At 57.6% G+C, this 23,700-nt stretch carries 15 protein-coding genes; 5 read left to right on the forward strand and 10 right to left on the reverse strand.

Going from position 1 to position 23,700, the window contains the following annotated elements:
* Positions 1-73 precede the first annotated feature (73 nt).
* Complete coding sequence (gene kdgK, locus AC0T7J_RS17080; protein WP_473795450.1) at positions 74-1,006, forward strand: 2-dehydro-3-deoxygluconokinase; 933 nt, start codon at positions 74-76, stop codon at positions 1,004-1,006.
* A gap of 201 nt (positions 1,007-1,207) precedes the next feature.
* Here kdgK and msbA read toward each other — a convergent pair whose 3' ends face one another.
* Complete coding sequence (msbA, locus tag AC0T7J_RS17085) at positions 1,208-2,965, reverse strand: lipid A ABC transporter ATP-binding protein/permease MsbA (protein ID WP_473795451.1); 1,758 nt, start codon at positions 2,963-2,965, stop codon at positions 1,208-1,210.
* Between the two features lie 492 nt (positions 2,966-3,457).
* On the opposite strand from msbA, the gene AC0T7J_RS17090 reads away from it, so the two are divergent.
* Positions 3,458-4,330, forward strand: coding sequence for an alpha/beta hydrolase (locus AC0T7J_RS17090; RefSeq protein WP_473795452.1), 873 nt, complete (start codon positions 3,458-3,460; stop codon positions 4,328-4,330).
* Positions 4,331-4,332: 2 nt separating this feature from the next.
* Here the strand turns inward: AC0T7J_RS17090 and AC0T7J_RS17095 are convergent, their stop codons facing one another.
* The 8 genes from AC0T7J_RS17095 to bcsR form a co-directional block, all read right to left on the reverse strand.
* The gene (locus AC0T7J_RS17095) at positions 4,333-5,823 is read right to left on the reverse strand and encodes a M16 family metallopeptidase (RefSeq protein WP_473795454.1); all 1,491 of its coding nucleotides are present in this window, start codon (positions 5,821-5,823) and stop codon (positions 4,333-4,335) included.
* A gap of 246 nt (positions 5,824-6,069) precedes the next feature.
* Positions 6,070-7,359 carry a dicarboxylate/amino acid:cation symporter gene (locus AC0T7J_RS17100; RefSeq protein ID WP_010257403.1) on the reverse strand — a complete coding sequence of 430 codons (1,290 nt, stop codon included), beginning with the start codon at positions 7,357-7,359 and terminating at the stop codon, positions 6,070-6,072.
* Between the two features lie 225 nt (positions 7,360-7,584).
* Positions 7,585-9,591, reverse strand: a complete 2,007-nt coding sequence (hmsP, locus tag AC0T7J_RS17105; RefSeq protein ID WP_473795456.1) for a biofilm formation regulator HmsP — start codon at positions 9,589-9,591, stop codon at positions 7,585-7,587.
* Between the two features lie 117 nt (positions 9,592-9,708).
* Positions 9,709-13,176 (reverse strand): cellulose synthase complex outer membrane protein BcsC, encoded by a 3,468-nt coding sequence (gene bcsC, locus AC0T7J_RS17110; RefSeq protein WP_473795457.1) that lies wholly within the window; start codon positions 13,174-13,176, stop codon positions 9,709-9,711.
* A complete protein-coding gene (bcsB, locus tag AC0T7J_RS17115) occupies positions 13,169-15,460 on the reverse strand; it encodes a cellulose biosynthesis cyclic di-GMP-binding regulatory protein BcsB (protein WP_473795459.1) in 2,292 nt (763 codons plus the stop codon). Before bcsB ends, bcsC begins: the two co-directional genes overlap by 8 nt.
* A gap of 9 nt (positions 15,461-15,469) precedes the next feature.
* On the reverse strand, positions 15,470-18,067 hold the full coding sequence (bcsA, locus tag AC0T7J_RS17120) for a UDP-forming cellulose synthase catalytic subunit (protein ID WP_473795461.1): 2,598 nt from the start codon (positions 18,065-18,067) through the stop codon (positions 15,470-15,472).
* On the reverse strand, positions 18,064-18,783 hold the full coding sequence (gene bcsQ / locus AC0T7J_RS17125; RefSeq protein ID WP_473795462.1) for a cellulose biosynthesis protein BcsQ: 720 nt from the start codon (positions 18,781-18,783) through the stop codon (positions 18,064-18,066). The genes bcsA and bcsQ overlap by 4 nt, the downstream gene beginning before the upstream one ends.
* Entirely contained in the window at positions 18,783-18,980 is a 198-nt protein-coding gene (bcsR, locus tag AC0T7J_RS17130) for a cellulose biosynthesis protein BcsR (protein WP_473795464.1), read from the reverse strand. The genes bcsQ and bcsR overlap by 1 nt, the downstream gene beginning before the upstream one ends.
* 196 nt (positions 18,981-19,176) lie before the next feature.
* Between bcsR and bcsE the strand changes: the two genes are divergently transcribed.
* Genes bcsE through bcsG form a run of 3 tightly spaced genes read left to right on the forward strand, consistent with a single transcriptional unit; the run spans position 19,177 to position 22,563 of the window.
* Positions 19,177-20,715, forward strand: coding sequence for a cellulose biosynthesis protein BcsE (gene bcsE / locus AC0T7J_RS17135; protein ID WP_473795466.1), 1,539 nt, complete (start codon positions 19,177-19,179; stop codon positions 20,713-20,715).
* Positions 20,712-20,909 carry a cellulose biosynthesis protein BcsF gene (gene bcsF, locus AC0T7J_RS17140; RefSeq protein WP_473795468.1) on the forward strand — a complete coding sequence of 66 codons (198 nt, stop codon included), beginning with the start codon at positions 20,712-20,714 and terminating at the stop codon, positions 20,907-20,909. Before bcsE ends, bcsF begins: the two co-directional genes overlap by 4 nt.
* Complete coding sequence (gene bcsG, locus AC0T7J_RS17145; protein WP_473795470.1) at positions 20,899-22,563, forward strand: cellulose biosynthesis protein BcsG; 1,665 nt, start codon at positions 20,899-20,901, stop codon at positions 22,561-22,563. The genes bcsF and bcsG overlap by 11 nt, the downstream gene beginning before the upstream one ends.
* Before the next feature lie 122 nt (positions 22,564-22,685).
* On the opposite strand, the gene AC0T7J_RS17150 is transcribed toward bcsG, so the two are convergent.
* The gene (locus tag AC0T7J_RS17150; RefSeq protein WP_473795471.1) at positions 22,686-23,693 is read right to left on the reverse strand and encodes a family 8 glycosyl hydrolase; all 1,008 of its coding nucleotides are present in this window, start codon (positions 23,691-23,693) and stop codon (positions 22,686-22,688) included.
* Positions 23,694-23,700: the final 7 nt, after the last annotated feature.

Raw genomic sequence — 23,700 nt, forward strand, 5'->3', positions numbered from 1 at the left:
CCGTTTTAAAACCATTGACGTCTGCCATACCAGACGCGAGACTAAGGCGATATTTCACTACAGGTCTGAAACCATGACGCAGAAAAAAATCGCCATCATCGGCGAATGCATGATTGAGCTGTCCGAAAAGGGTGAGAACATTAAACGTGGCTTTGGCGGCGATACGCTCAATACGGCCGTTTATCTCGCCCGCCAGGTTGATAAGCAGCAGTTACGGGTTGATTATGTCACTGCGCTGGGTACGGATTCGTTCAGCGATCAAATGATCGCTGCCTGGCAGCAGGAGAAGGTCAATACCGACCTGATTCAGCGGCTCGATAATAAAATGCCGGGCCTGTATTTCATTGAAACCGATGCCGACGGTGAGCGAACCTTCTGGTACTGGCGCAGCGATGCCGCCGCGCGTTACTGGCTAGACAGTCCGCAATCAGCAGAGATAGCTGAACAGCTGTCGCACTACGATTATCTCTACCTTAGCGGCATCAGCCTGGCGATTCTGCCGCCTGACAGTCGTGAAAAGCTGATGGTGCTGCTGGCTCGCTGCCGGGCTAATGGCGGCAAGGTGATTTTTGATAACAACTACCGCCCGCGTTTATGGGCCGATCGGGCCAGCACACAGGCCGCTTATCGTGCCATGCTCAGCTGCACCGATATCGCCTTCCTGACACTGGATGATGAACATCTGCTCTGGGGCGAAGAGCCGCTGGATGACGTTATCGCGCGAACCCGTCAGGCGGGTGCCAGCGAAATTGTGATTAAGCGCGGTGCAGACTCCTGCCTGGTGGTCACCGGCGATGCGCCACTGATCGATGTGCCTGCGGTACGTCTGGCGAAAGAGAAAGTGATCGATACCACCGCAGCCGGCGATTCGTTCAGTGCCGGTTATCTGGCTCGCCGTCTGACCGGCGCTTCTGCAGAAGTCGCCGCGCAGCGCGGACATCTGACTGCCAGCACCGTGATTCAGCATCGTGGCGCGATTATTCCGGCAGAGGCGATGCCTGACTGACAGAGCGACAGCCAGCGTCGTTGATACAGGCACTGAACGTGCCGATGCCAGAAAATGCGCCTGAGGGCGCATTTTTTAGGCTGCTGGTAACGTCTGGCTGCGTGGCTGTAACACTTCTCTCCTCTGACCCGACTCTCTGTGAGTTGAGCATATTAATTGCTGTTGGGTTCACACTGCTTTGGCATTCGGCACAAACATCTCTTACGCACAAAGTGGCTGACTGAACTGCATCTGATAAAGCCGGGCATAAGCGCCGTTCTTTTGCAGCAGCTGCTGATGCGAGCCGCGCTCAACAATCCTGCCCTCTTCCACCAGCAGAATTTCATCTGCCCTTTCAATGGTCGAGAGCCGGTGAGCGATAATCAGCGTGGTGCAGTTTTGCTGTAGCGTCTCCAGTGCAGACTGAATCGCGCGTTCAGACTCGCTGTCCAGAGCCGAGGTCGCTTCGTCGAGGATCAGAATCGGACTGTCGCGCAGCAGGGCGCGGGCAATCGCGATGCGCTGACGCTGTCCACCCGACAGCAGCACCCCATTCTCGCCAATCACCGTATCCAGCCCGTTATCCATTTTATTAATAAACTCCATGGCATGGGCCCTCTGCGCCGCCTTTTCGATCGCCTCCCGACTGAAGACGTCGGTACGGGCATAGGCAATGTTATTGGCGACCGTATCATTGAACAGGTGAACATGCTGAGAGACCAGCGCCACCTGCTCGCGCAGTGAGGCCAGGGTGTAATCGCGCAGGTCATGACCATCCAGCAAAATTTCGCCGCTGTCGATATCGTAAAAACGCGTTAACAGGCTGGCGAGAGTCGATTTACCCGAACCGGAACGGCCCACCAGGGCCACGGTTTTACCGGCGGGAAGGGTCAGATTGATATGCTGCAACGCAGGCGTTTCCGATCCCGGATAAGTAAAGGTGACATCGCGAAATTCAATATTCCCGGTGGCGCGATCAGCCACCCGGGTACCTTCATCCTTCTCCTGTTCAGTATCCAGGATCGCGAACAGCGTCTGACAGGCTGCCATGCCGCGCTGGAACTGGGCATTGACGTTGGTCAGGGACTTTAACGGACGCATCAGCATCAGCATGGCGGAAAACACCGCGCTGATGGATCCCGCCGTCAGCGTTGCCATCACCGACGGAAAACTGGCCGCATAGAGCACAAAGGCGAGTGCAGAGGAGGCGAGCAACTGAATAATCGGATCGGATAGCGAGGTCGCCGAGACCATTTTCATTCCCTGGCGACGCATTTTATTGCTGACCTGTTCAAAGCGGGAGGTCTCGACCTGCTGACCGCCGAACATCAGGACCTCTTTATGCCCTTTCAGCATCTGCTCTGCATGAGACGTCACCTGCCCCATGGTGTTCTGCATATTCTTGCTGATTGTGCGGAAGCGTCTGGAGACGATGCGGATCGCCAGTGACACAATGGGTGCCAGCACCAGCAGGATCAGTGAAAGCTGCCAGCTGTAATAGAACATCATCACAAACAGGCCGACAATGGAGGCCCCTTCCCGCACCACCGTCACCAGCGAGCCGGAAGAGGAGGAAGCGACCTGCTCGCAGTCGTAGCTGATACGGGAGAGCAGCGTGCCGGTCGACTGCTGATCAAAAAATGCCACCGGCATGCCCATCATATGACTGAACAGGCGACGACGCAGGGTCATCACCACTTTGCCTGACACCCAGGAGATGCAGTAACTGGAGATATAGCCGCTGACACCGCGGATCAGAATCAGCCCGATAATCATCAGCGGCATCCAGCGCAGAATGTCGTGATTATTTTTGCCAATGACATCGTCCAGCAACGTCTTCAGTAAGGTCAGCATAAAGGGATCTATTGCGGCGTTGACGATCAGGGCAACACCCGCAACCAGCAGTCCCAGCCTGAAGGGAGAAATCGTCGGCCACAGGCGACAAAAGGTTTGTCGGGTGGAGAGATCGGTATCAAACATGGCATGCATCTTACCGTTGTGAATGAACGACCGATGTTATGTTAAACCCCATCAACCAACAGGAAACTGCCCGGTTCTATCCGACGCTGATCGTTCCCAAATGAGACTGGCACTTAAGCCTCTGCAATGTGGCGGGAGTGACCCTGGCGCTAAAATCATTATGTCGCCTTAACAGCAGGCAGTGTGATGTCCGGTAAATTGCGGCTATCGAAGCGGGCTGTACCAGCCATTTACCTTAAGCTGCAGATTAGTGGTTAATGATGGACTTCCTGCAGCAATCTCCTTCAACTGCCCTTATAATTTATTCATTAAAATTAAACTGTTACATAAACAAATCCCTCACCAGGCATAGTCCGAATCTGGTCAGATTCGCCCTTTTCGGATGGACGACTGCCTGAAAAAAGACCATCTTTTAATCAAAAGACAGCAGGACGCTGTTCTCTCCGGCCGCGAACAAAACAATTAAAATATTCCCCGCATCAGGATCTATTTATGCACACAGAAATTATTAATGTCTGGCCACACGGTGATGCGCCAGGCGCCAGCGATTCACGCGCAGAGCCGCAGATTGTCGATATGGCAAAAGAGTATGAGCCTTACGATCGTGCAGCTACCGGCGTGCGTTGCCCGGAAATGGCGATCTGGCATCCGGTTGAATCAAACGGGATTACCCTGCTGGTTGCACCGGGCGGTGGCTATCAGCGCGTGATGATCGATCGTGAAGGCAGCGCCCTGGCAACATTCTTTACCTCAATGGGTTACACCCTGGCGGTGATGACCTATCGTCTGCCCTATGATGGACATCATGAAGGCCCTGATGCGCCGCTGGCCGATGCGCAGCGTGCGGTACGCGTCCTGCGTGAACGGGCGCAGCGCGGCCTGAATGGTAAATATATCGTCATGATGGGCTTTTCGGCGGGTGGCCACGTGGCTGCCAGTCTGGGTACGCGTTTCGCAGAGAAACTCTATCCGGTACAGGATGGTGCAGAAAACTTCTCACCGCGTCCGGATGCGATGGTCCTGGTCTATCCGCTGATCAGCATGCGTGACGGCATCGCCCATGAAGGTGCCAGAACCCGCCTGCTGGGTGCCTGGCCCGATCAGAAAACCATTGACGCTTATTCAATGGAAACCCGGGTTCATCCGCTGGTGCCGCCGACGCTGTTAATCCACGCCGCCGACGATGATGATGTATCCGTGAATCACAGCATGGCGTTTTTTGGCGCGCTGCGTGAACATAAGGTTCCGGCAGAGGTGCATTTCTATCAGAAAGGCGGCCACGGATTTGGTATCCGCGGCGTGGCAGATTTGCCCCTCGCCAGCTGGCCGATGTTAGTGACCGAATGGCTCAGGGCAAAAACCTGACCTTAAGCGGCTGGCGGAACGTCTTTGACGTTGCTATCCGGCGGGCTGGCTTCATTGCTGGTCGCCGGTGCCGCTGGCGGTGCCATCACTTTGTCCCAGTTATTTTGCAGGCCCTTCACGTTGATTTCCGGTTCGCCTTCCGGCTGAATCAGTACCATCATCAGTTCCTGCGTCAGCTGCTGACGCAGCTCCTGGTTTAGCTGTTCGCGGGTCAGGCCGGCCAGGAAAGTCTGACGCAGCTTCTGATACTGTTCAGGCGCGATATCGACTACGGCGTTCTGCTGGGAGCGCAGACGCTGGCTCATCAACACATCCGTATCGGTGCGGGCATAGGTGGTAAACAGCTTGTTCAGCTCCAGCAGCTTCTGCGCCATCAGCGCATCGAACTCCTCCTGCGGCAAGCCTTTATCACGCACGTTTGCCAGCTCACGCGCTACCAGATTCATATTCTGCGCCAGATTTTCGTTGCGTCCATCCAGGTTGATGGAGCACTGCGCACGCTGATAGAGCACCCGGCAATCAAATCCCACCTGTATGCCCTGTGCCTTGCTGTCACTGAGCGCACGCTGGACATGCCAGAACAGTGCTTCACGGGCCAGATCACCCTGCCAGTAACGCTGCAGATTCTGGGAGTCACGAATCGGTTGCCACGGCGTATCCCACACCAGCGAGAGGCGATCCTGCGTCATATTGCTGCTGACCAGATTGACCGGCTCGTGCGGCAGCGGCGACAGGGTGGGCAGTGGCGCTGGCGTTTCTCGTTTACCGGTTAACGCTGAGAAGGTTTTATTGATCTGCTCAGAGAGGTTGCGGCTGTCGACATTCCCTACCACGTAGAGCGTCATCGCATCCGGGGTGTACCACTGATGATAAAAATCATTGAGCTGGGTTAAATCAACCGGCACGCGTGGTTGCGCTGCGGGGTCATGCGCCAGCAGCGCGGAGCCTTTCAGGCGGTAGCGCCACCAGACATCCTGGGTATCCTTCGGCCAGGTCGCCACCGGATCCGATGCCGCCAGCGCGGTATTAACCACCTGTTCGGTGATGGCCATATTGCCCGCCGTGGCCGCCAGCCAGTTCAGCGCTTCTTTCAGCAACTCGGGGCGGTTATTCGGCAGACTCAGATTATATTGGGTGGAGTCATAGGAGGTGATCACAGGTGGCAGCGGATGCTGTGGATCCATCGCCTGTTGCCATAGCGCGCGCTGCTGATTGTTATCAAGCGCGGTGTTGTGCACCATCGCCAGACGCGGCAGCAGATGGCTGAAGCCGGCCTGTTGCGCACTCTCCACCAGCGAGCCGGTATTCACCACCAGCCGCAGTTCAATACGGTCACTGGGGCGTTGCGGTGTGGCCAGTAACTGCCAGTTAAATCCATTATCCAGCTTGCCTTCCTGCCAGGCCGGATCCGGTTGCAGCGTTTCTGCCTGGAGACCAAAGCTGCTTGCCAGCACTAATCCACCAACCAAAAGCCGAATTCTGGTGCCCTGCATGTGAACCCCTACTCAAATAATTCAAATATCGTTATCACTGGCGCATATTGCCGCTGTTATTAACGAATCGGCTGGCGCCGAATCGCGCTGTTATCCAACAACAAAGTGTTTGACCACAGGAAGCGCAGGATGTCGCGTAACGAAGTGAAAAACGTCAAAAAAAACAAGTGGGCTTTATTATGCAAATGCCCGCTGTCAGGGCAAGCGACAGCGGGCATTTGTGGGGATTTAAGTGAAATTCAATGATTAAATTGAAGATTCAGACGCTTTATTCTCCTTATTCCGGCCTGCCAGCGTGTCGGTCAGCTGTTTATGATCCAGCTGGTCGACCCACTTCGCCACCACCACGGTCGCCACACCGTTACCGATCAGGTTGGTCAGTGCACGGGCTTCGGACATAAAGCGGTCGATGCCGAGGATCAGCGCCAGACCCGCCACCGGCAGATGTCCCACCGCAGAGAGCGTTGCCGCCAGCACGATAAATCCGCTTCCGGTTACCCCCGCCGCACCTTTGGAGGAGAGCAGCAGCACCACCAGCAACGTAATCTGATGGAAAATATCCATGTGCGCATTGGTCGCCTGAGCGATAAATACTGCCGCCATGGTCAGGTAAATCGAGGTGCCGTCCAGGTTAAAAGAGTAACCGGTGGGGATCACCAGCCCTACCACCGATTTCTTGCAGCCCAGCTTCTCCATCTTATCCAGCATGCGCGGTAGCGCAGATTCGGAAGAGGAGGTGCCCAGCACAATCAGCAGCTCTTCTTTGATATAGGCGATGAACTTAAAGATGCTGAATCCGGCGAACAGTCGTGCAATCAGCCCCAGCACAATCACCACAAACAGAATACAGGTGATGTAGAAGCAGATAATCAGCTGGCCGAGTTGCACCAGTGAACCCACGCCATACTTGCCGATAGTGAAGGCCATCGCGCCAAATGCTCCTATCGGCGCCAGACGCATGATCATGTTGATGATGCCGAAAATCACTTTTGAGAAGCTTTCAATCACGTTGAAAATCAGCGTGCCGGTGTTACCCAGACGATGCAGGGCAAAACCAAACAGAATGGCAAACAGCAGCACCTGCAGAATATTGCCGCTGGCAAAAGCGCCAATTACGCTGTTGGGGATGACATCCAGCAGGAAAGCAACGATACCCTGCTGTTCTGCCTGTTGCGCGTATATCGCCACGGCTTTGGCATCCAGCGTGGCAGGATCAACGTTCATCCCGGCACCTGGCTGCACCACGTTAACCACGATCAGGCCGATAATCAGCGCGATGGTGCTGACAATTTCAAAATAGAGCAGGGCAACTGCGCCGGTCCGTCCTACCGCTTTCATGCTTTCCATGCCAGCGATGCCGGTCACCACGGTACAGAAAATCACCGGGGCGATAATCATCTTGATTAACTTAACAAAGCCATCGCCCAGCGGCTTCATCTGGGTCCCTAACTCCGGGTAAAAATGGCCTAACAAAACGCCGATGCCAATCGCCATCAGCACCTGGAAATAAAGGCTTTTAAAAAGTGAGGTTTTCATAAACAGGTGTCCACTAACGCCGTGAGGTGATGTTGTCGGATTCGTTATTGTGACTGGCGGGCAACAGAGGTGACGCCTGACAGTAACCCGAAAATAACACTCTGTTTACGTGATTAATACAGGGTGACAAACGCCCAGGAAACCCGGGGATCGTAATTCTGAACTGAAACGCTTCAGCATGGGGTTTTGTAACTAAAATTCTCGCAAAATCAATGAATCAGGCAATTATTGCGGTAGTGAGGAGTTTTCAATCCATGCCTGATTGAATCGGGTCAGAGGCAGCGCTTCAGCATACAGATAGCCCTGTCCGATATGGATACCGCGCGCCAGCAGCCAGTCACGTTGTTCAGCTGTTTCCACGCCTTCGGCAATCACTTCCAGATGGATAATCCCGGCGATGGCCGCCACGATGCGGACCATCGTGTCGTCATGCGGCAGCGCTGCCACGAAGCTGCGATCCATCTTCAGCTTGTTAACCGGCAACGCTTTCAGCTGATGGAGATAGTTAAGGTTGGAGTAGCCCATGCCGAAATCGTCCAGGGCCACGACCACGCCAGTCTGCTGCAGCATCCGCAGCATCGATATCGCCTGTTCAGCATCATTAAGCTGAGCCGTCTCTGTCACTTCCAGCACAAAGGTGCCGGGTGCGATGCAGTGGCGCGTCAGCAGGGATTGCAGATGAGAGACCACGCCCGTATCGCGCAGTTGCACAGCGGAAATATTCACACTTAGCGGCAGCATAATGCCCTGTCGCTGCCAGCCTGCCAGAATGCGGCACGCCTCTTCAAACACCCAGCGGCCAATCGCGCTAATCACGCCAATCTCTTCAGCGCTGGCAATAAACTCCTCGGTCAGACCATAACTGCCGTCTGGCTGGCGCATACGCAGCAGGGCTTCCGCGCCGACTAACGCACCGGTCCGCATATCGACCTGGGGTTGCAGATAGAGGGCGAACTGCTCGTCGTGCAGCCCCTGCAAAATATCGTGCTCCTGAGTCAGGCGCTTCTGGGCGCGCTCAGTCAGCGCGGCGTCAAAGAACAGAATCTGATTTTTGCCCTGATGACGGGCCGACATCATCGCCGAGGTCGCGCGATCCAGCAGCTCATTGGCACTCAGTGGTTGATCGTCACGCAGCGCCAGACCGATACTGGCATTGGGACGCAGCTGCAGTTGATGCAGATTAACCGGCTGATTAAGACGAATCATCAGGTTGCGGGCCAGACGCAGTGCGCGGAACGGATTACTGGCGCGCTTCATTAACAGCACAAAATCACTGATACCGATCTGCGCCAGCAGAGTATGGTCATCCAGCGTATTACGGATCTTCTCCACCAGCGTCAGCATCAGCGTATCGCGCTGCTCATCGCTCAGTACGCCATTGGCTTCCTGCAGGGTTTCAATGCGGATCACCATCAGCCCCAGAGACTGCCCAGGGCTGCTCATGAACTGCTCGACCAGCGCCAGGAACAAGGTACGGTTGGGCAAATCGGTCACGGCAAAATGGGTGGTCAGCCGGCTCATCTCATCATGTATCGACTCCAGCACCTGCTGATTGCGGTTGTAGCTGCGGATCAGCATACCGATTTCGTCATCGCGATGGCTCTGCGGCAGGGACAGCTTATGCGTCAGAATCGACTGCGGTGGCAGCTCCTGCAGCTCACGCGAGAGATTGCGCAGTGGATGCACCACCAGCCGGTTGATACACCAGCTGATCGACACTGACAGGATCAGTGCCAGCAGCAGATAGGTGATAATCATGGTTGAGAGCGTGCTGAGAATAAACTGGTAGACGCGCGTCGAGTTTGCCTGCAACACCAGGTAGGCCAGCGGTTTCGGCATTCCGGTATTTTCCACCGAATAGAGCGGCAGGGTAATCTGCACCGGCAGTTCAAACAGGCGCGCCACCAGACGCGGCACCGGTTTCTCCGTTTCGAAGTCGGCATGCAGTGCCTGAAACGCATTTGGCAGCACCACATCGGCGCGCGATAAAATACCGGCCGGTTTGAGCGAGTGAAGAATGCGTTCGGCCTGAGGAATGTCGGCGCGCAGCACCGCTTCCGATAGCGGCTGACGGACGGTGTGTGCGATATTCTCCATCTGCTGGGCGTAGTCAATCCTGCGCTGCTGCACAAAATGAAACAGTTGGATGACGATAAAGATACTGATGGTGATAACCGCAACCAGCGAAACCGTCGCCATCTGCTTTATCGTAAGTGACCGGCTTACGCGCAAAAAATTCTCTCCTGACGATGAAAAAAGCCCAGATAGCAGACAGTACAATGCCCGCCAGTATATCCCATAAACTGACTTTTTTACCGTCTGAAAAGTCCGGCTTTTTCCCGATCGGGATTATTTGAAATCCGCGTAAGGTGTCAGCGGCTGTGGCGGCATATCCAGATCCCCTTCCCAGCCAGCGGCAGAGTAACGCACGTAGATTAGACCATGACTTGGGGTATAGTCTTTCGCCTGTTGAATATCGACGCCCACCCCGATAAACCAGTCGGGTGTGATACGTCGCTCAACCACGCCCTGCAGCGTATACCCCGTGCCGCTACTGGTGCTGCTGGCGGAAACGGGATTGCTGGCAAGGGTAAAGCCGGGATTGACCGGATAGCGCAGCTGCGCATCGGTTTTCGAATGTGACCAGGAAACCGAGCCGCCCAGGTCGAACGACCAGTTTTCCGTACGCTGTCGCCAGGTGACAGGCACGGAAAAGGAGAGATACTGCTGCGGACTGTAGTAGCCGCCCTGACCGAAGGTGTAATCGCTGAGATCCTTCTGATAGCGCCAGAGCATACTGTTCAGCCCGACGGTGGCCCGCCGATTATCGCTATTAATGACCTTGTAGTAGTAACCGGCCATTAAGCGCTCGCGACTGTTATCCGCAACGTTTTTACCGGTTATCTGATGCGCACTGATGTCGCCCCAGACGCCGTGCGCCCCACCCTGATCGTAACTCAGCCCGATGCTGCCACCCGTTGCTACTACGCCGCCCCAGCTTTTTCCACCGTTGGCTGATGGATCGCGCGCGCCCGCATAGGAAAGCAGCGAACTGGCGATCGGCCGTCGCGAGGCGGTCAGCGTCACGCCAAGATCCCTGACGTCAGTTTTCCAGCTCAGACCGCCGGTCCAGTGGGTCACCTCAAAGCCCAGCGGCGTGGTACCCAGATCCGCTGACCAGCGGTCATTATGCCAGCCGACGCCCAGCGCAGTGCCCTCGGCGCGCTGACTGGCATCGCGGCTGCATCCGCCGGAACTGGCGTCGTCGCAGCTACCAAACTGCTCGTCGAAGCTGCCGTTTCGGGTGGAAAAACGCCCTGCCGAGACGTCAACCCGGTCGAGACGGAAAAAGCCGCGTCCGTCGGCAAACGGACTTTCCGCCTGCAGCATGGTGGTATGGGCAGTAAAGTCGGAGACCCCAGCCGTACCCTTATTGCGTGAATAGTCCTGCTGCACCGTCAGTGTGGTCTCACGCTGATGATAAAGATCTGCAGTGTCGCTTCGAATACTGCGCTTCAGCCAGTCATCCTGGGCCTCAGAGCGTGTCGCGCGGCTGATACTTTCACCGCTGCCGATACCGCTGGCTGTCATCGCCTGACGATAGTCCGCCAGCGCGATCTCTGGCTGCTGCTGTGTGCGCTCCAGTCTGGCCGCATCACGAAACACTAAAGCCTTATCCTGCGAAGACGGCAGTGCCGCAGCGCGCTGCTTCAGGCTGGCAAAGCGCACGGCAGCCTGCGTGGTTTCGCCCACCGCCTGCCATGCCAGCGCGGCGCGGCGATCGGCATTAAGACTATTGGGCTGGGCTGGCTGCTGCTCAAGTGCCTGCCGTGCTTCACCGGTGCGCTGGAGCGCGACCAGCGCTTCGATTCGTCCCAGCGCCGCATCGCCGTTTTCCGGCTCGCGCGTCATCACCTGCTGATAGGTCTCCAGTGCCTGCTGCGCATCCCCGCGAGCCATCGCCCAGTCGGCCAGCGTCAGGTCGCGTCGGCTGGAAACCGGCTGCTGGTAAAGCAGCGTCACCGCGGCCCGCTCCTGCCCTGCCGCACGAAGCGCTTCGGCGCTGGTAAAAATTTTATCCTGCCCGAGCCGGTCAGCCAGCTCATGCATATTACTGTTCCACTGCGTTTCAGGCAGGCGATGCAGCGTTGCCAGTGCGGCGTCATCATTATCCCGGCTGGAAAGATAGAGCGCGGCGGCGTAGAGCGCGGTTGCATCTCCGGCATGCTGCTGTTGCAGCGTCGCGATCTGCGCATCCGCCTGTTGGGTGGCCCCCCCGTCGCGTAGCGCGCTCGCCAGCCGATAACTGAGCCAGACGTCATCCGGCTGCAGCGCCAGCGCCGCCCGATACTTCTCTGCCGCCTGCGGCCATTTATTCTGCCGGGCAAACGCATCGGCCTCGGCGCGCAGGCTGTCACTGCGCAGCGCACGCAACGTTCCCGCCATCTCGCGCTGCTGCCCGGCAGGTAGCGTACTGATAAACTGCATTACGCGGGCAGGCGACTCGGCCTGATACAACCCAGCCAGGCGACGAACGGTGGTCGTGTTGGTCGCGTCAAGCCGCAGCGCATGCTGCCAGAACAGTTCGGCACCTGCCGCATCTTTACGCGCCATCGCCACATCCCCCAGTCCTGTCAGGGCATAGCTGTCGGTGCTATCAATTTTGTGTGCGGCGCGGTAAGCGCGTTCGGCCCCCTCAACATCGTGCTGCGCCAGCGCCTTATCGCCCTTCTCAATCGCCAGCCAGTAACGATTGCTTTGCAGCAGCGACTGCCATTTGCCGATCAACGTGCTCTGCTGACCCGCTTTAATGGCCCATTCCAGCCACTGAATCGCCGTCTCACGATGGCCCGCACGGGCCTGGGTCTGCCCCATCGCGCCCATTAATTCGGCGTCGTTGGGGTTATCCTTCAGTGCCCGGCTAAGCGCTGCCATTGCATTATTCACATCGCCCGCCTCGACCAGCGCCAGGGCACGCATTCGTTCGCGATAGGCGGGATCGGCGAGCTGCGCCTGCTGCTTCGCCAGCACATCCACGCCCTGCTGGTGCGCGTCGCCGTCGGTAAAAACAGTCAGATAAGCCTTCAACTGCGCCACGCTGCTGTCGCTGACTGGCTGATCGTTGATCTGCTTCAGCCAGAGGTCAGCCGCAGCATCACGCCCGCCGCCGCTCTCAGCCAGCCGCGTCAGTTGTGCTATCGCCTGCGCTGGCTGTTGCCGATCAAACGCCATGCGGGCAATCTGCAATCCGACGCCAACATTGCCAGGATAGCGTTGCTCCAGCGCCTGAAGCTGCTGCCAGACGACATCGTCCTGCCCGGGAAGGCGCGCCAGCAGCCGCCAGTACTCCAGGGCGATGTTGGGATCGGGGAACACGCCATTAAACAGCGCATCGTAAGCGCTTTTCGCCTCCGCCAGACGGCCAGAAGTGGCGAGCAGGCGCGCCTGCTGAAGTTGCTGCCGTCCCTCAGGCGACATCATGCGCAGGCCTGCGGCAGACTCACGCGCGGCCGCCGAGTCGGGCGCCAGCTGGTTGAGCTGATCCAGTAGTTTCTGCGCTGCGGTGATATCGCCCTGATGCAGCGCCAGTCGCAGACGCGCCGCCAGCACCTGGGGATTATCCGGGTCCATCTTTTCCAGCCGGTAGAGCGACTGCTGCACCAGCGCATACTTATTAGTGGATTCGCCGATTCGCACCTGGGTCAGCAGCCAGTCAACCGGCGAGACCTGCGGCCCGGTAACAGGCGCAGCCTGCCCCGGCAGCGCACCCAGCACGCCGATCAGTACACCTGCCCGCAGCAAACGCCGCTTATTCATCTTCATCGTCAAGCAGACGGCGGTTCGCGATAAGGCGCATCAGACGCCAGACCAGTACGGCAAACAGCACCACAACAAACACTGCGCACAACGCCAGCCAGAATGGATGCGTCGCCAGCATGGCCCAGAGCCGCTCCCACCACGGCAGATGGCCCACATAGTAGGTCTCTCCGACGCGCAGACTGTTGACGCCAGACTCACGGATAATCGCGGTGGAGCCAGAAATCGCACTGCGCTTGCCGCTGTCGCCTGATGCCTCATCGAGCAGCTGCCAGCTGCGCGGACTGCCATCGGCGAGCAGCGCCACCACACTGCGCTGATCGTAAAACGGCGACTGGAAACCGATTACGGTCGCCAGCGGGCCACGTGAACCGATAGCCGTGGTACTTTCCGCTGCCCGTTCAGCCTCGCTGAGCAGCTGAGTAGTTTGAGAAGCCTTTCTCACCGGCGTTTTCAGCCAGCTGGCAGTAGCATCGACCAGCGCAGAGATCCGGCGGTCATCCTGAAGATCTTTGGGGATGACGCCGATCAACAGCAGATCCGCATCCTGCTTTTGCGCCGTGCTCCAGTCATCGGTGAGCTGCATGCGCAGCGCCGGATAGCCGGTCTGCGCACCCATATTGCCCAGCGTATTCAGCAGCGTGCTGACCTGCTGCACATCCGGTTCTGGCTGAACCAGCACCAGCGTCTGAGCCAGATCGGCATAGCGACTGAACGGAAAGCCTGCATTTGCCCAGGTCTGCAGTGACGGCATTTCGATGTAGTGGCGATAGCCCGAAAAATCGATGCTGGAACTCTCATCCAGCACCACATGATGGCCAACCGGCGTCACGGTTTCACAACGTCCGTCAGCGGTGCCCCCCATAAAGGTATTGGCATAGTCAAAATCGAAGCGCAGCTGGTTCACCATGCCCAGGCGTAATGCCGGAATCAGCAACTCACGATTCTTGTCCAGCATCCCCTGAATCAGCGGAATATGCAGCAGTTGCTGCCCGGCGGTGTTTTTCGGCAGCAGCGGGTAGTCCTGAATAAACTGATTGTTCAGATTGACCGCCAGCCTTGAGCCATCCTGCCGGACAGGTGAGGTGTAGCGATAGCTCAGATCCATATCGATACCGCGCGCCCGCACCAGGAAGAGATCGGGTGGCAGATTCAGCGTCAGGCTGATCGGATTGGGTTGCAGGCCGTCAGACTGCAGCTGGTTTTCATACTGCGTCAGCTCAGCAAAGGTGGTGCGGCGATCGGTGCGCACCCAGTTTGGCGCATCATAGGGCTGACGCGGTGCCAGCAGCGTGACGCGGTCAATGGTCGAGATGTCGCCACGTAACAGCAACTCACCCTGCGCGATGCCCTGCACCGCCGTCAGCAGATCGTCGTCGTTGCGTCCCAGAATCAGCAGCATTTTTTCATAGGGGCTGCCAGGCTGGCTCACCATCTCCACGGTTGGCTTCGTCACCGGCGGCAGATCTTTCAGGAAATCCGGGCGCGCGTCGTTGGTGGCAAACACCACGGCATGCTGTTGTTGCGGTAGCTGATTGTAGAGCACCGGGAAGCGCTGTCCTCGCCAGGCGGCTTTGCTGCCGAACCAGGACGCGAGGATTGCAGCGGCGCGTTGCTGCCTGATGTCCGGCCGGGCAGCAAACACCATCGGCAGGATCAGCGGTCGTGTGTCGCGCGCATCAAAAAAGGGCTCCGGGAAGTGTGACAGGTCATTTTTCAGCGGCAGTTTTTGCAGCGTCAGATCCAGACCGCTCTCTTTACCGATATCGAGCCAGATGGTGCTGTTGGCCGGATTTTCGCAGATGTTGGCGTAGTGACCGACCAGCTCAAAGCGTATGCGGTTAAAATCGGTGATAAAGCGGGGATCGATCGCCAGCTGCATCTGATTCTGATTGCCGATTTGTTCCGGCGTCAGGGTGATCAGACTCACCAGTTCGTCATTGAGATAGACCTTGAGCTGCGACAGCGTGGGCAGCAGCGCAGGCGATGGCCGGTAGCTGAGATTAAGCCGTGCACGCGTCACCACCTCATCACTGCGCACGCCGAACTCAATCTGTCCGGTGGTGCGCGTACCACGCAGCGTCATGCTGCCCGGCGGCGGCGCCAGCTTAACAAAGCTCAGCTGGCTGTTACGCAGCGGCGCGGCGGGTTCCTGCGGCAAAGATTGCACCGCAGTTTCTCCGGCGACAGTGATCGGCGCACTTTCCTGCGCCAGTGCGCAGCTTAGCGTTGCGGAGCCCAGCAGCAGCGCAGCGACCCATCTGTTTATTCCTGTTGTTGTCATATCATCAACTCAATGCAGATTTTTTGAGACGGGCGCGCGCATAATGCCTTGCGGCAACAGCGAAGCCAGCCAGCTTACCCCAGCGGTAAGCAGGTTAAACAACCGACGTAACTGCGGTGGGCCATATTCCGCCAGGCGCAGATAACCTTTAAAGCCGAGGATCATAATATCGGCCAGACTCTGCACCGGTTTATCCTCCGGGAAACCGTCCTGCCACAACGCCCAGGTATCGGCACGGGCAAAGGTGCACTGGATAAAATCAATGTGCTGCCGGGTGGTCAGATCTTCGAGACGCACGCCCGCCCGGCGACCAAAGACGCGCTGCACCGTGCAGGGAAAACTGAACTCCTGTTGCCCGCGACGCAGCAGCAGCCAGACTTTTTCACTCTCCTGCAGCGCATCCGGCTCGCGCAGTTCCAGACCGACACCGCCGTCTGAATAGTCACGCAGCGTACAGGGCAGCATGTGTCCGTTTTCGCGCGAAATCGCCGCAGGCATCGCAATCTCCACGCGGTGCGCTTCACGGATCTGCCTTGCCTCCACCGAGACGGCAACCGCGCCGCCCAGAATCACCATGTTGTAGATCACCCACACCAGGCTGACCCACACCGTCAGCACTTCATTGGCCGGACCGTGCTGCATCCGCCAGACCGCCATCACCACGCCCGCCAGATTAAGCAGAACCAGCAGCATATAAGGCCGGGTAATCACCCAGTCCAGATGCCGCTTCTCCACCAGTCCGCCCTTGGCGGTCACGTTAAACTTGCCCTTGTGCGGATTGATCAGCGCGACGGTGGTTGGCAGGGCGATATACCACGCCAGCACGGTCTCGTAGACTTCACTCCAGAATGAGTGTCGCCAGCGCCCCTGAATGCGTGAATTGGTCAGACTGGTATGCAGCATATGAGGCAGCACATAGACGGCGATTGCCAGCGCCGGGGCATAGATGATGTAAGCATGGCAGAGCAGAAACGCCAGCGGAGCCAGCAGGAACACCAGCCGTGGAATACCAGAGAGGAAGTGCAGCATGGCGTTGGCATAACAGAGACGCTGCACCCACTTCAGCCCTTTGCCGAACAGTGGATTGTCGAGACGGAAAATCTGCACCATGCCACGCGCCCAGCGGATACGCTGGCCGATATGCGCTGACAGGCTCTCGGTCGCCAGCCCCGCCGCCTGGGGAATGCGGATGTAGGCGGAGGTGTAACCCAGGCGATGCAGGCGCAGTGAGGTGTGGGCATCTTCTGTCACGGTTTCGACCGCAATGCCGCCAATCTCTTCCAGCGCGGTGCACCGCAGAATGGCACAGGAGCCGCAGAAGAAGGTGGCGTCCCAGGTGTCGTTGCCATCCTGAACCAGCCCGTAGAACAGCGATCCCTCATTGGGCGTACGGCGAAAACGCCCCAGATTGCGCTCAAACGGATCGGGTGAAAAGAAGTGATGCGGCGTCTGCAGCATCGCCAGCCGGGGATCTTTGATAAACCAGCCCATGGTCATCTGCAGGAAAGAGCGTGTCGGCACATGGTCGCAGTCAAAGATTGCCACAAAGTCGCTGCGGCAGTGGGTTTTCAGCGCGTGGTTGATGTTGCCCGCCTTGGCATGTTCGTTAGACGGACGCACCACATAGTTCACGCCGATGCTGGCGGCAAACTCGCGGAACTCGGGTCTGTTGCCGTCGTCGAGCAGATAGATGTTGAGACGATCTTTTGGCCAGTCGACGCCCAGCGCAGCGTAGAGCGTCGGCCTGACCACGTTCAGTGGCTCGTTATAGGTCGGCACCAGCAGGTCCACCGATGGCCACTGCGAGCGGTCAGCGGGCATAGAAACCGGCTGCCGATTAAGCGGCCATAGCGTCTGAAAATAGCCCAGCACCAGGACCACCCAGGCGTAGGTTTCTGCGGCGATCAGCAGCAGTCCCAGCACCAGGCTCATCGGATCATCCCAGTTCAGCGTGGAGGTGTAGCGCCACCACAGATAGCGACAGGATACGGTCAGCGACAGCACAATCAACATCATGGTGGGTAAACGGCCCGGCACGCGCCGCACCACCATCGCCAGGCTCCAGAGCAGTAGCACAAAGATAAACTGCGTCATCAGGTCAAAGGGCTGGCTAATACAGAGCAACGCCAGTAGCGAAGCGAACAGCCCCATCCCGATAAACAGAACGTAACGCACCAGGGGCGGCAATCGCTTCAGCCGGCGTTCACCCCGCATGCCGAGCCGTTGCATCTCTGCCTGCTTAGCGCGCCTTTCCAGCCAGCGGTAGCCCTGCTGCCGCCAGCGAATCAGCGCCGCGAAGCCGTTTGTGCGGCGGCCATTGTCATCCAGCGGCAGGATAACCAGCAGCCACAGTGACTGAATCAGATAGCGCAGAAAATCGAGTGGCTGCGGACGCTCGGGTGAGATATGGGGATAGAGCCTGCGGCGCTGCTGGATAATCCGCTGCCAGCCTGGTGCTTCGACACGGAACAGCATCACCGCCAGTCCACACCAGAACAGATGAAGCGCACTGGCGAAGCGGGATGCGCCATTGCCACGTGCAGTGGTGTAGCGCCTCTGCAATGCCTGCCAGGCGGGGCCGGTCAGCAGCCAGCGCAGCGGATTCAAGCGCGTTCGCCTTTAATGTGCAGAAGCAGCCAGTTAGCCAGCGTGGTGATCTCTTCACTGACCAGCGCGTGTGGCCGGTATTCCCCTACAGGCTGCTTCATCATCAGCGCTTCTGCCAGCGCCTCATCCCGGTGGATCAGCAGCGGGATGAGCGGATTCAGCGAAGCCATCCAGAGCTGATGCAGATCCTGCTGCAGGCAGCTGTTGGCATTAAACTGGTTGATCAGAAAACGGGTCGCCGCGGGAAAACGCCGCTGGCTAAGCCGCAAATGGCAGTTGGCATCTGGTGTAGTGACGCAGACCAGGCCGTCCAGCTGTGGCCAGAGCGTTTCATGCCACGGCGCGGTTTCAGCGGGCAAATCAAAAATAATCCATGAGTAACGTACACTTAGCGCCGGGAGGGCTTTCAGCAACGGTGCAGCGATGGCCTCATCCTGAACGGGAGCAGGCGACGAGAGCAGCCCATAGGGCAGCAGATCGGGCCCCTGCGGATAGCGCTGCGCGCTTTGCTGCCAGTCGCCGCCGCTACACAGCGCCTGCATCCAGCCCTGCCCTGTATGCACAGGCAGATTAAAGTGCGCACCCAGCTGGCTGACCGGCGAACCATCAATCAGCAGAACCCGTTCCCCCAATGCGGCCAGCGCCCAGCCGAGGCCCGCGCAGAGAGAGGTGGTGCCGACGCCACCACGAATGCCCTGAAGCCCAATCTGTGGCATCAGCGAAGATGTCCTGGCAGCGTGGCGACGGTTTCCGCTAACAGCGGCCAGCGAGCCACAATTTCTTTCAGCCGTTCTTCGCGGGCAATATCGACATAACTGAACGCATGCAGAGAAAAGGCATCACGCAGTGCGCTGATATCATCCTGGGGTTCAGCGTGAGCGACGTCCGGCATATAAATATCCTGGTTTTTCATTATGGTTCGCCATGAATAAAACAGCGTCGGATACAGGGACGGTGACAGTTGCCTTTTTCCTGGAAAGGGGTTTCCGGAATGAGCACGATCACAAAAAAAGGAAAGTAGCCTGTATTCAGTAATTTTTAATTAGTCACGTTACAACCTGACCTGTCTATAATAAACTAGCTCGGGCTGGAAAAATAACGAATTCAAAATGAAAAATTCTTTTTCGCTGGGGCTGCTGCAGGTTCAGCCTGAAGTGACCACATTGCAAACTCCCGGCTGTTATTGGGTCACCTGCGCATGCCAGCAGGATGCCCGCACGTTTATTCGTCAGGTTATTTCGCATCAGCAATCCGTTACGCTAATTAGTGCCGGCCTGTCGCCCCGCGAGCTACTGACGCCCGATCCGGTGGGTGGCCCAGACCGCATTCCGCTGTTTTCTCTGCCAGAAAATAAAAAAAGCCTGCTACAACTTGAACGTGATTTTTCCCGCACGCTCGGCAGTAAAAATGGACTGGTGATTTTTAGCAGCAGTGGGGTGCAATGGGATAAATTAAATGAGGCGGAATTAAGCGGCTGGATAAAGCGCATGCGCCGGCTGCTGCATAAAAGGAAGATGACGCTTCTAATCGTCACCTCCGGTATCACGCAATTTTATCAGACCAATAATCTTCAACGTTATTTTCGTCACATGGACGGGCTGGCTTATTTAACCTTTCAGCAGGATATCTGGCAGTATCAAATAAGCTGGTGGTACGCCGGTGAACGACTGCTTGCCGATCGTACTTTGCGTCTGGGCTGTGAAGATAACCATTTCTTTGCCTTAAAAGAGACGCAGGAACCGCTGAGCCTGAATGACGAGCAGCATTATCTGGCCGATAAAAGCGTACTGGAAGGTGCGCCGCCCCTTTCGCGCCAGTGGCAGCTGTTCGACGATAATCAGCAGGTCTGGTTGCGGGCGCAACAGGCCAATGCGGCAACCGTTATTTTCAGCCTGACACACAGTGAGCAGATCAGCGAACTGGCAAACATGGTACACAGCCTGCGCCGCGCCCGCGGAAACGGGCTGAAAATCGTGGTGCGCGAGTTGGGCGTGAGCCTGCGATACAGCGATGAGCGCCTGCTGCAGGCCTGTGGCGTGAATACCATCGTCCCGACCACCGCTGCGATGTCGCGCTTTCTCACGATGCTCGAAGGAATTCAGGGGCAACGGTTCAGTCGCCGCGTCCCCGCCAGTCTGGATGCCCTGATCGCCTCACTGCAGCCGTTACATGAAAAGGGCTATCTGCGGCTGGATGCTTTCTGTCAGTCGGTCGGCCAGTTAATCAGTAATACCCTGCTGCCGGAGAATGACAAAGGTCTGCTGGTCGCCCTGCGTCCGGTGCCACAGCTCTCCCCTCAGCAGGTGCTGACGCTCTGCAAACCGCGCCGCTTTGGCGATCTGGTTACGGTGCTGGAGGATCGTGTCATTCTGTTTCTCTCCTCCTGCCGCTACAACGACCTGGATAAGGCACTGAAATTTATCTTTTCACTGCCACATGATGAACTGTTTGCGAACCGGATTATCTGGTTTGAAGATAACCAGATTCTGGCCGAAATCAGCAATATCAGAAAAATGACGCCGATGGCACTGCAGGAACTGACGCCAGTTTCAGAATCAATGCGCGAATCCACCCGCCAGCCGTTGGAGGCGCCTGAACGCGCGGCACCGCAGCCCATCACTTTACTGCCGGAGAAAGAATCCCGATGAACCTGATGGATTGGGTACAGATTACGCTGCTGGCTCTTTTTATCCTGCTGATTTTAAAGCCAGTCTGGCAGCGGTGGCTGCCGCGTCGCTGGAATGGCCTGCTGAATCGCCTGTTACCTGCTCGCGCGCTGAAGTCTGAAGGTCACTGGCAGCGTCAATCGCCAAAAACGGATGCAAAAATTAATGAAAAATGATCAACCCGCTGCGGCCCACTCTTCAGGTTTGTGGTCCTGCTGGCGCGGACTGGGCGGCTGGAATTTCTACTTTTTAGTGAAGTTCGCCCTGTTGTGGTACGGCTATCTCAACTTTCACGCTCTGAGCAACCTGGTGTTTCTCGCCTGGCTGCTTTTTCCGTTACCCTCGGCGCGCCTGCATCGCATCCGCCAGTTGATCTCGATTCCGGTTGGCATCGCGCTGTTCTGGCACGACACCTGGCTGCCAGGACTCAGCAGCATACTCAGCCAGGGCGATCAGCTGGCGGGCTTCTCTGCGGCCTATCTGCTCGACCTGGCCGATCGCTTTATTAACTGGCAAATGGTGGGGGCCGCCTTTGTGCTGCTGGTTCTCTACCTGTTTATTTCCCCCTGGATCCGCATCACCGTGCTGGTTTCGCTGATGCTGATCTGGCTCAACGTGCTGACGATTGCCGGCCCGGCGATGTCGCTGCTGCCGACCCGCGCGGCCACCCCGCAGGTGGTGCTGAATCAGACCCCCGCCGCCACCAGCCAGGCGGCGGCCGTGCCGGACGGACTTGATCAGTCAGCCGCGCCAACCAGCGCCAGCCTGAACGCCTGGCTCAGCCGTTTTTATGAGAGTGAACGCAAGCGCGTCACCCACTTCCCCGACAGCCTGCCTGCCGATTCGCAGCCGTTCGACATTCTGGTGATCAACATTTGTTCACTCGCCTGGTCCGACATGGATGCCTCCCAGTTGCGTAATCATCCGCTGTGGCAGCACTTCGACATCATGCTGACCAACTACAACTCCGCCACCAGTTACAGCGGACCGGCGGGGATTCGTCTGCTGCGTGCCAGCTGCGGCCAGGCCTCGCACAGCGACCTTTATAAACCCACCGATTCACGCTGCTATCTGTTCGATAATCTGGCGAAGCTGGGCTTTAAAGAGCAGCTGATGATGGACCACACTGGCGTGTTTGGTAATTATCTCAAAGAGCTGCGCGAGAGCGGGGATATTGAGGCACCGCTGATGTCGCAGACGGATATTGCACCGGAGGTGACCTCATTCGACAGCACGCCGGTGTTCAACGATGCCCAGCTGATGCAGCGCTGGCTCGACGATCGCAACAAGAGCAGCGATGCACGCAGCGCCACCTTCTATAATCTGATCCCGCTGCACGATGGCACCCGCGAACTCGGCAGCACCAAAACGGCACCGTGGAAACCGCGCGCGCAACTCCTATTCGATCAGCTTGATGCCTTTATGACGCAACTGGAGAAGTCGGGCCGCCGGGTGATGGTGCTGGTGGTGCCCGAGCATGGTGCCGCGCTACAGGGAGACAAAATGCAGATGTCCGGCCTGCGCGATATTCCCAGCCCGGGCATTACGCATGTGCCGGTGGGCATTAAGTTTGTCGGCATGAAAGCCCCGCATCAGGGACAGCCACTCAATATTGATGCGCCAACCAGCCTGCTGGCGGTCTCAGAGATTGTGTCACGCGTGGTGGATGGGCAGGTATTTAATGCGCCAAATGTGAATATGTCGGTTCTGACTGACAAGCTGCCGCAGACGCCGGTGGTGTCGGAAAACGACGGTGCGGTAGTGATGATGTATCAGGGCAAGCCCTGGATCAGGCTGAATGGCGGAGACTGGGTACCCTATCCGGAGTAACACGTAACCGCCGGGTTACAGAGCCGTGACCCGGCAGCAAAAGGCCGCTCAGCACCTGTCCCCGGTTAAGCGCGTGGCTGTCGGTGGCAGAGCAGCGGCCAGTGTCGCTGCTCTGCCCATTATCAGCGCTTCTCCTGAAACGCCTGCCAGGTGAGTAACTGCAGACTGGCAGAGAAGTAGTTCTGATCCGCAGCCAGCTTATCGCTCAGATAACCGGTCTCATGCAGCGTCAGGTCACGTACCGCCAGCAGACCGCCCTCAAGATGGTAAGGTGCAGGCGCATTCGCCAGCACGTCGAACCAGGCGGGTGTCAGCATGCGGCTGTAACCCTGCCAGACGCGCTGAAACGGCACCAGCGCCAGACTGTGCGGGTCATACCACCAGATGTTCAGCGGCACGCGAATCGCATCATAACTGAAGCGGTTCGAATAGCCGACCGCCGGGGCAACCGACCCGTCGGCATTCAGTGCGACCCAGTCCAGCGGCAGGCCGGTTTTGCCAAAGCTCAGCTTACCCAGCAGATCAAAGCCATCGTTAATCAGCTTATCCCAGACCTGCAGATGGCTGCGTTCACCAAACTCCCGCCATGCCTGAAACAGGAAGTACGAGGGGTTAAGCACCACATAGCTGGATTTATTAAAACCCTGCGCGCCCGGCAGCAGGACGGTATGGCCGCCAAAGCTCGTAACATCCAGTTTGATGATGGCGCGCTGAATACGGTCAGACTCCTGCTGGTAGCTCTCCACCTGCCATTTCTGTGCAGCGCGCTGCAGCGCCCAGGCCAGCAGCACATCACCATCCGAGGCATTATTTTTGTCGGCAACCGGGTTGTCAGTGCCTGGCACATAGCGCCAGTAGAAGAGATCGGTCTGCGGATTACGCAACTGGGTGCGCGTCCACTGCCACAGCCGATCAAAGGTGGCGCGATCGTTATTGGCCACCGCCAGCAACATGCCATAACCCTGACCTTCGGTGTGACTGACATTATTATTGGCGGTGTCCGTGATCCGCCCTTCCGCGGTCACAAAGCGGCTTTTAAACGTGTCCCAGCCGCTGGCACTCGCCTGTGCGCTGCAGGCCAGCAGTAAAACAGAACAGATCCAGCCGAGCCAGAATGGCTTACGTTTCATTTATGAT

The sequence above is a fragment of the Pantoea sp. E956-1 genome (assembly GCF_982223955.1).

What these genes read in the sequence shown, in the direction of transcription:
- bcsE (WP_473795466.1), top strand. Translation starts at nt 19,177, where the DNA reads ATGAAAAATTCTTTTTCGCTGGGGCTGCTGCAGGTTCAGCCTGAAGTG.
- AC0T7J_RS17150 (WP_473795471.1), bottom strand. Translation starts at nt 23,693, where the DNA reads ATGAAACGTAAGCCATTCTGGCTCGGCTGGATCTGTTCTGTTTTACTG.
- AC0T7J_RS17095 (WP_473795454.1), bottom strand. Translation starts at nt 5,823, where the DNA reads ATGCAGGGCACCAGAATTCGGCTTTTGGTTGGTGGATTAGTGCTGGCA.
- bcsF (WP_473795468.1), top strand. Translation starts at nt 20,712, where the DNA reads ATGAACCTGATGGATTGGGTACAGATTACGCTGCTGGCTCTTTTTATC.
- bcsQ (WP_473795462.1), bottom strand. Translation starts at nt 18,783, where the DNA reads ATGCCACAGATTGGGCTTCAGGGCATTCGTGGTGGCGTCGGCACCACC.
- bcsG (WP_473795470.1), top strand. Translation starts at nt 20,899, where the DNA reads ATGAAAAATGATCAACCCGCTGCGGCCCACTCTTCAGGTTTGTGGTCC.
- bcsC (WP_473795457.1), bottom strand. Translation starts at nt 13,176, where the DNA reads ATGAATAAGCGGCGTTTGCTGCGGGCAGGTGTACTGATCGGCGTGCTG.
- msbA (WP_473795451.1), bottom strand. Translation starts at nt 2,965, where the DNA reads ATGTTTGATACCGATCTCTCCACCCGACAAACCTTTTGTCGCCTGTGG.
- AC0T7J_RS17100 (WP_010257403.1), bottom strand. Translation starts at nt 7,359, where the DNA reads ATGAAAACCTCACTTTTTAAAAGCCTTTATTTCCAGGTGCTGATGGCG.
- kdgK (WP_473795450.1), top strand. Translation starts at nt 74, where the DNA reads ATGACGCAGAAAAAAATCGCCATCATCGGCGAATGCATGATTGAGCTG.
- bcsB (WP_473795459.1), bottom strand. Translation starts at nt 15,460, where the DNA reads ATGACAACAACAGGAATAAACAGATGGGTCGCTGCGCTGCTGCTGGGC.
- bcsR (WP_473795464.1), bottom strand. Translation starts at nt 18,980, where the DNA reads ATGAAAAACCAGGATATTTATATGCCGGACGTCGCTCACGCTGAACCC.
- AC0T7J_RS17090 (WP_473795452.1), top strand. Translation starts at nt 3,458, where the DNA reads ATGCACACAGAAATTATTAATGTCTGGCCACACGGTGATGCGCCAGGC.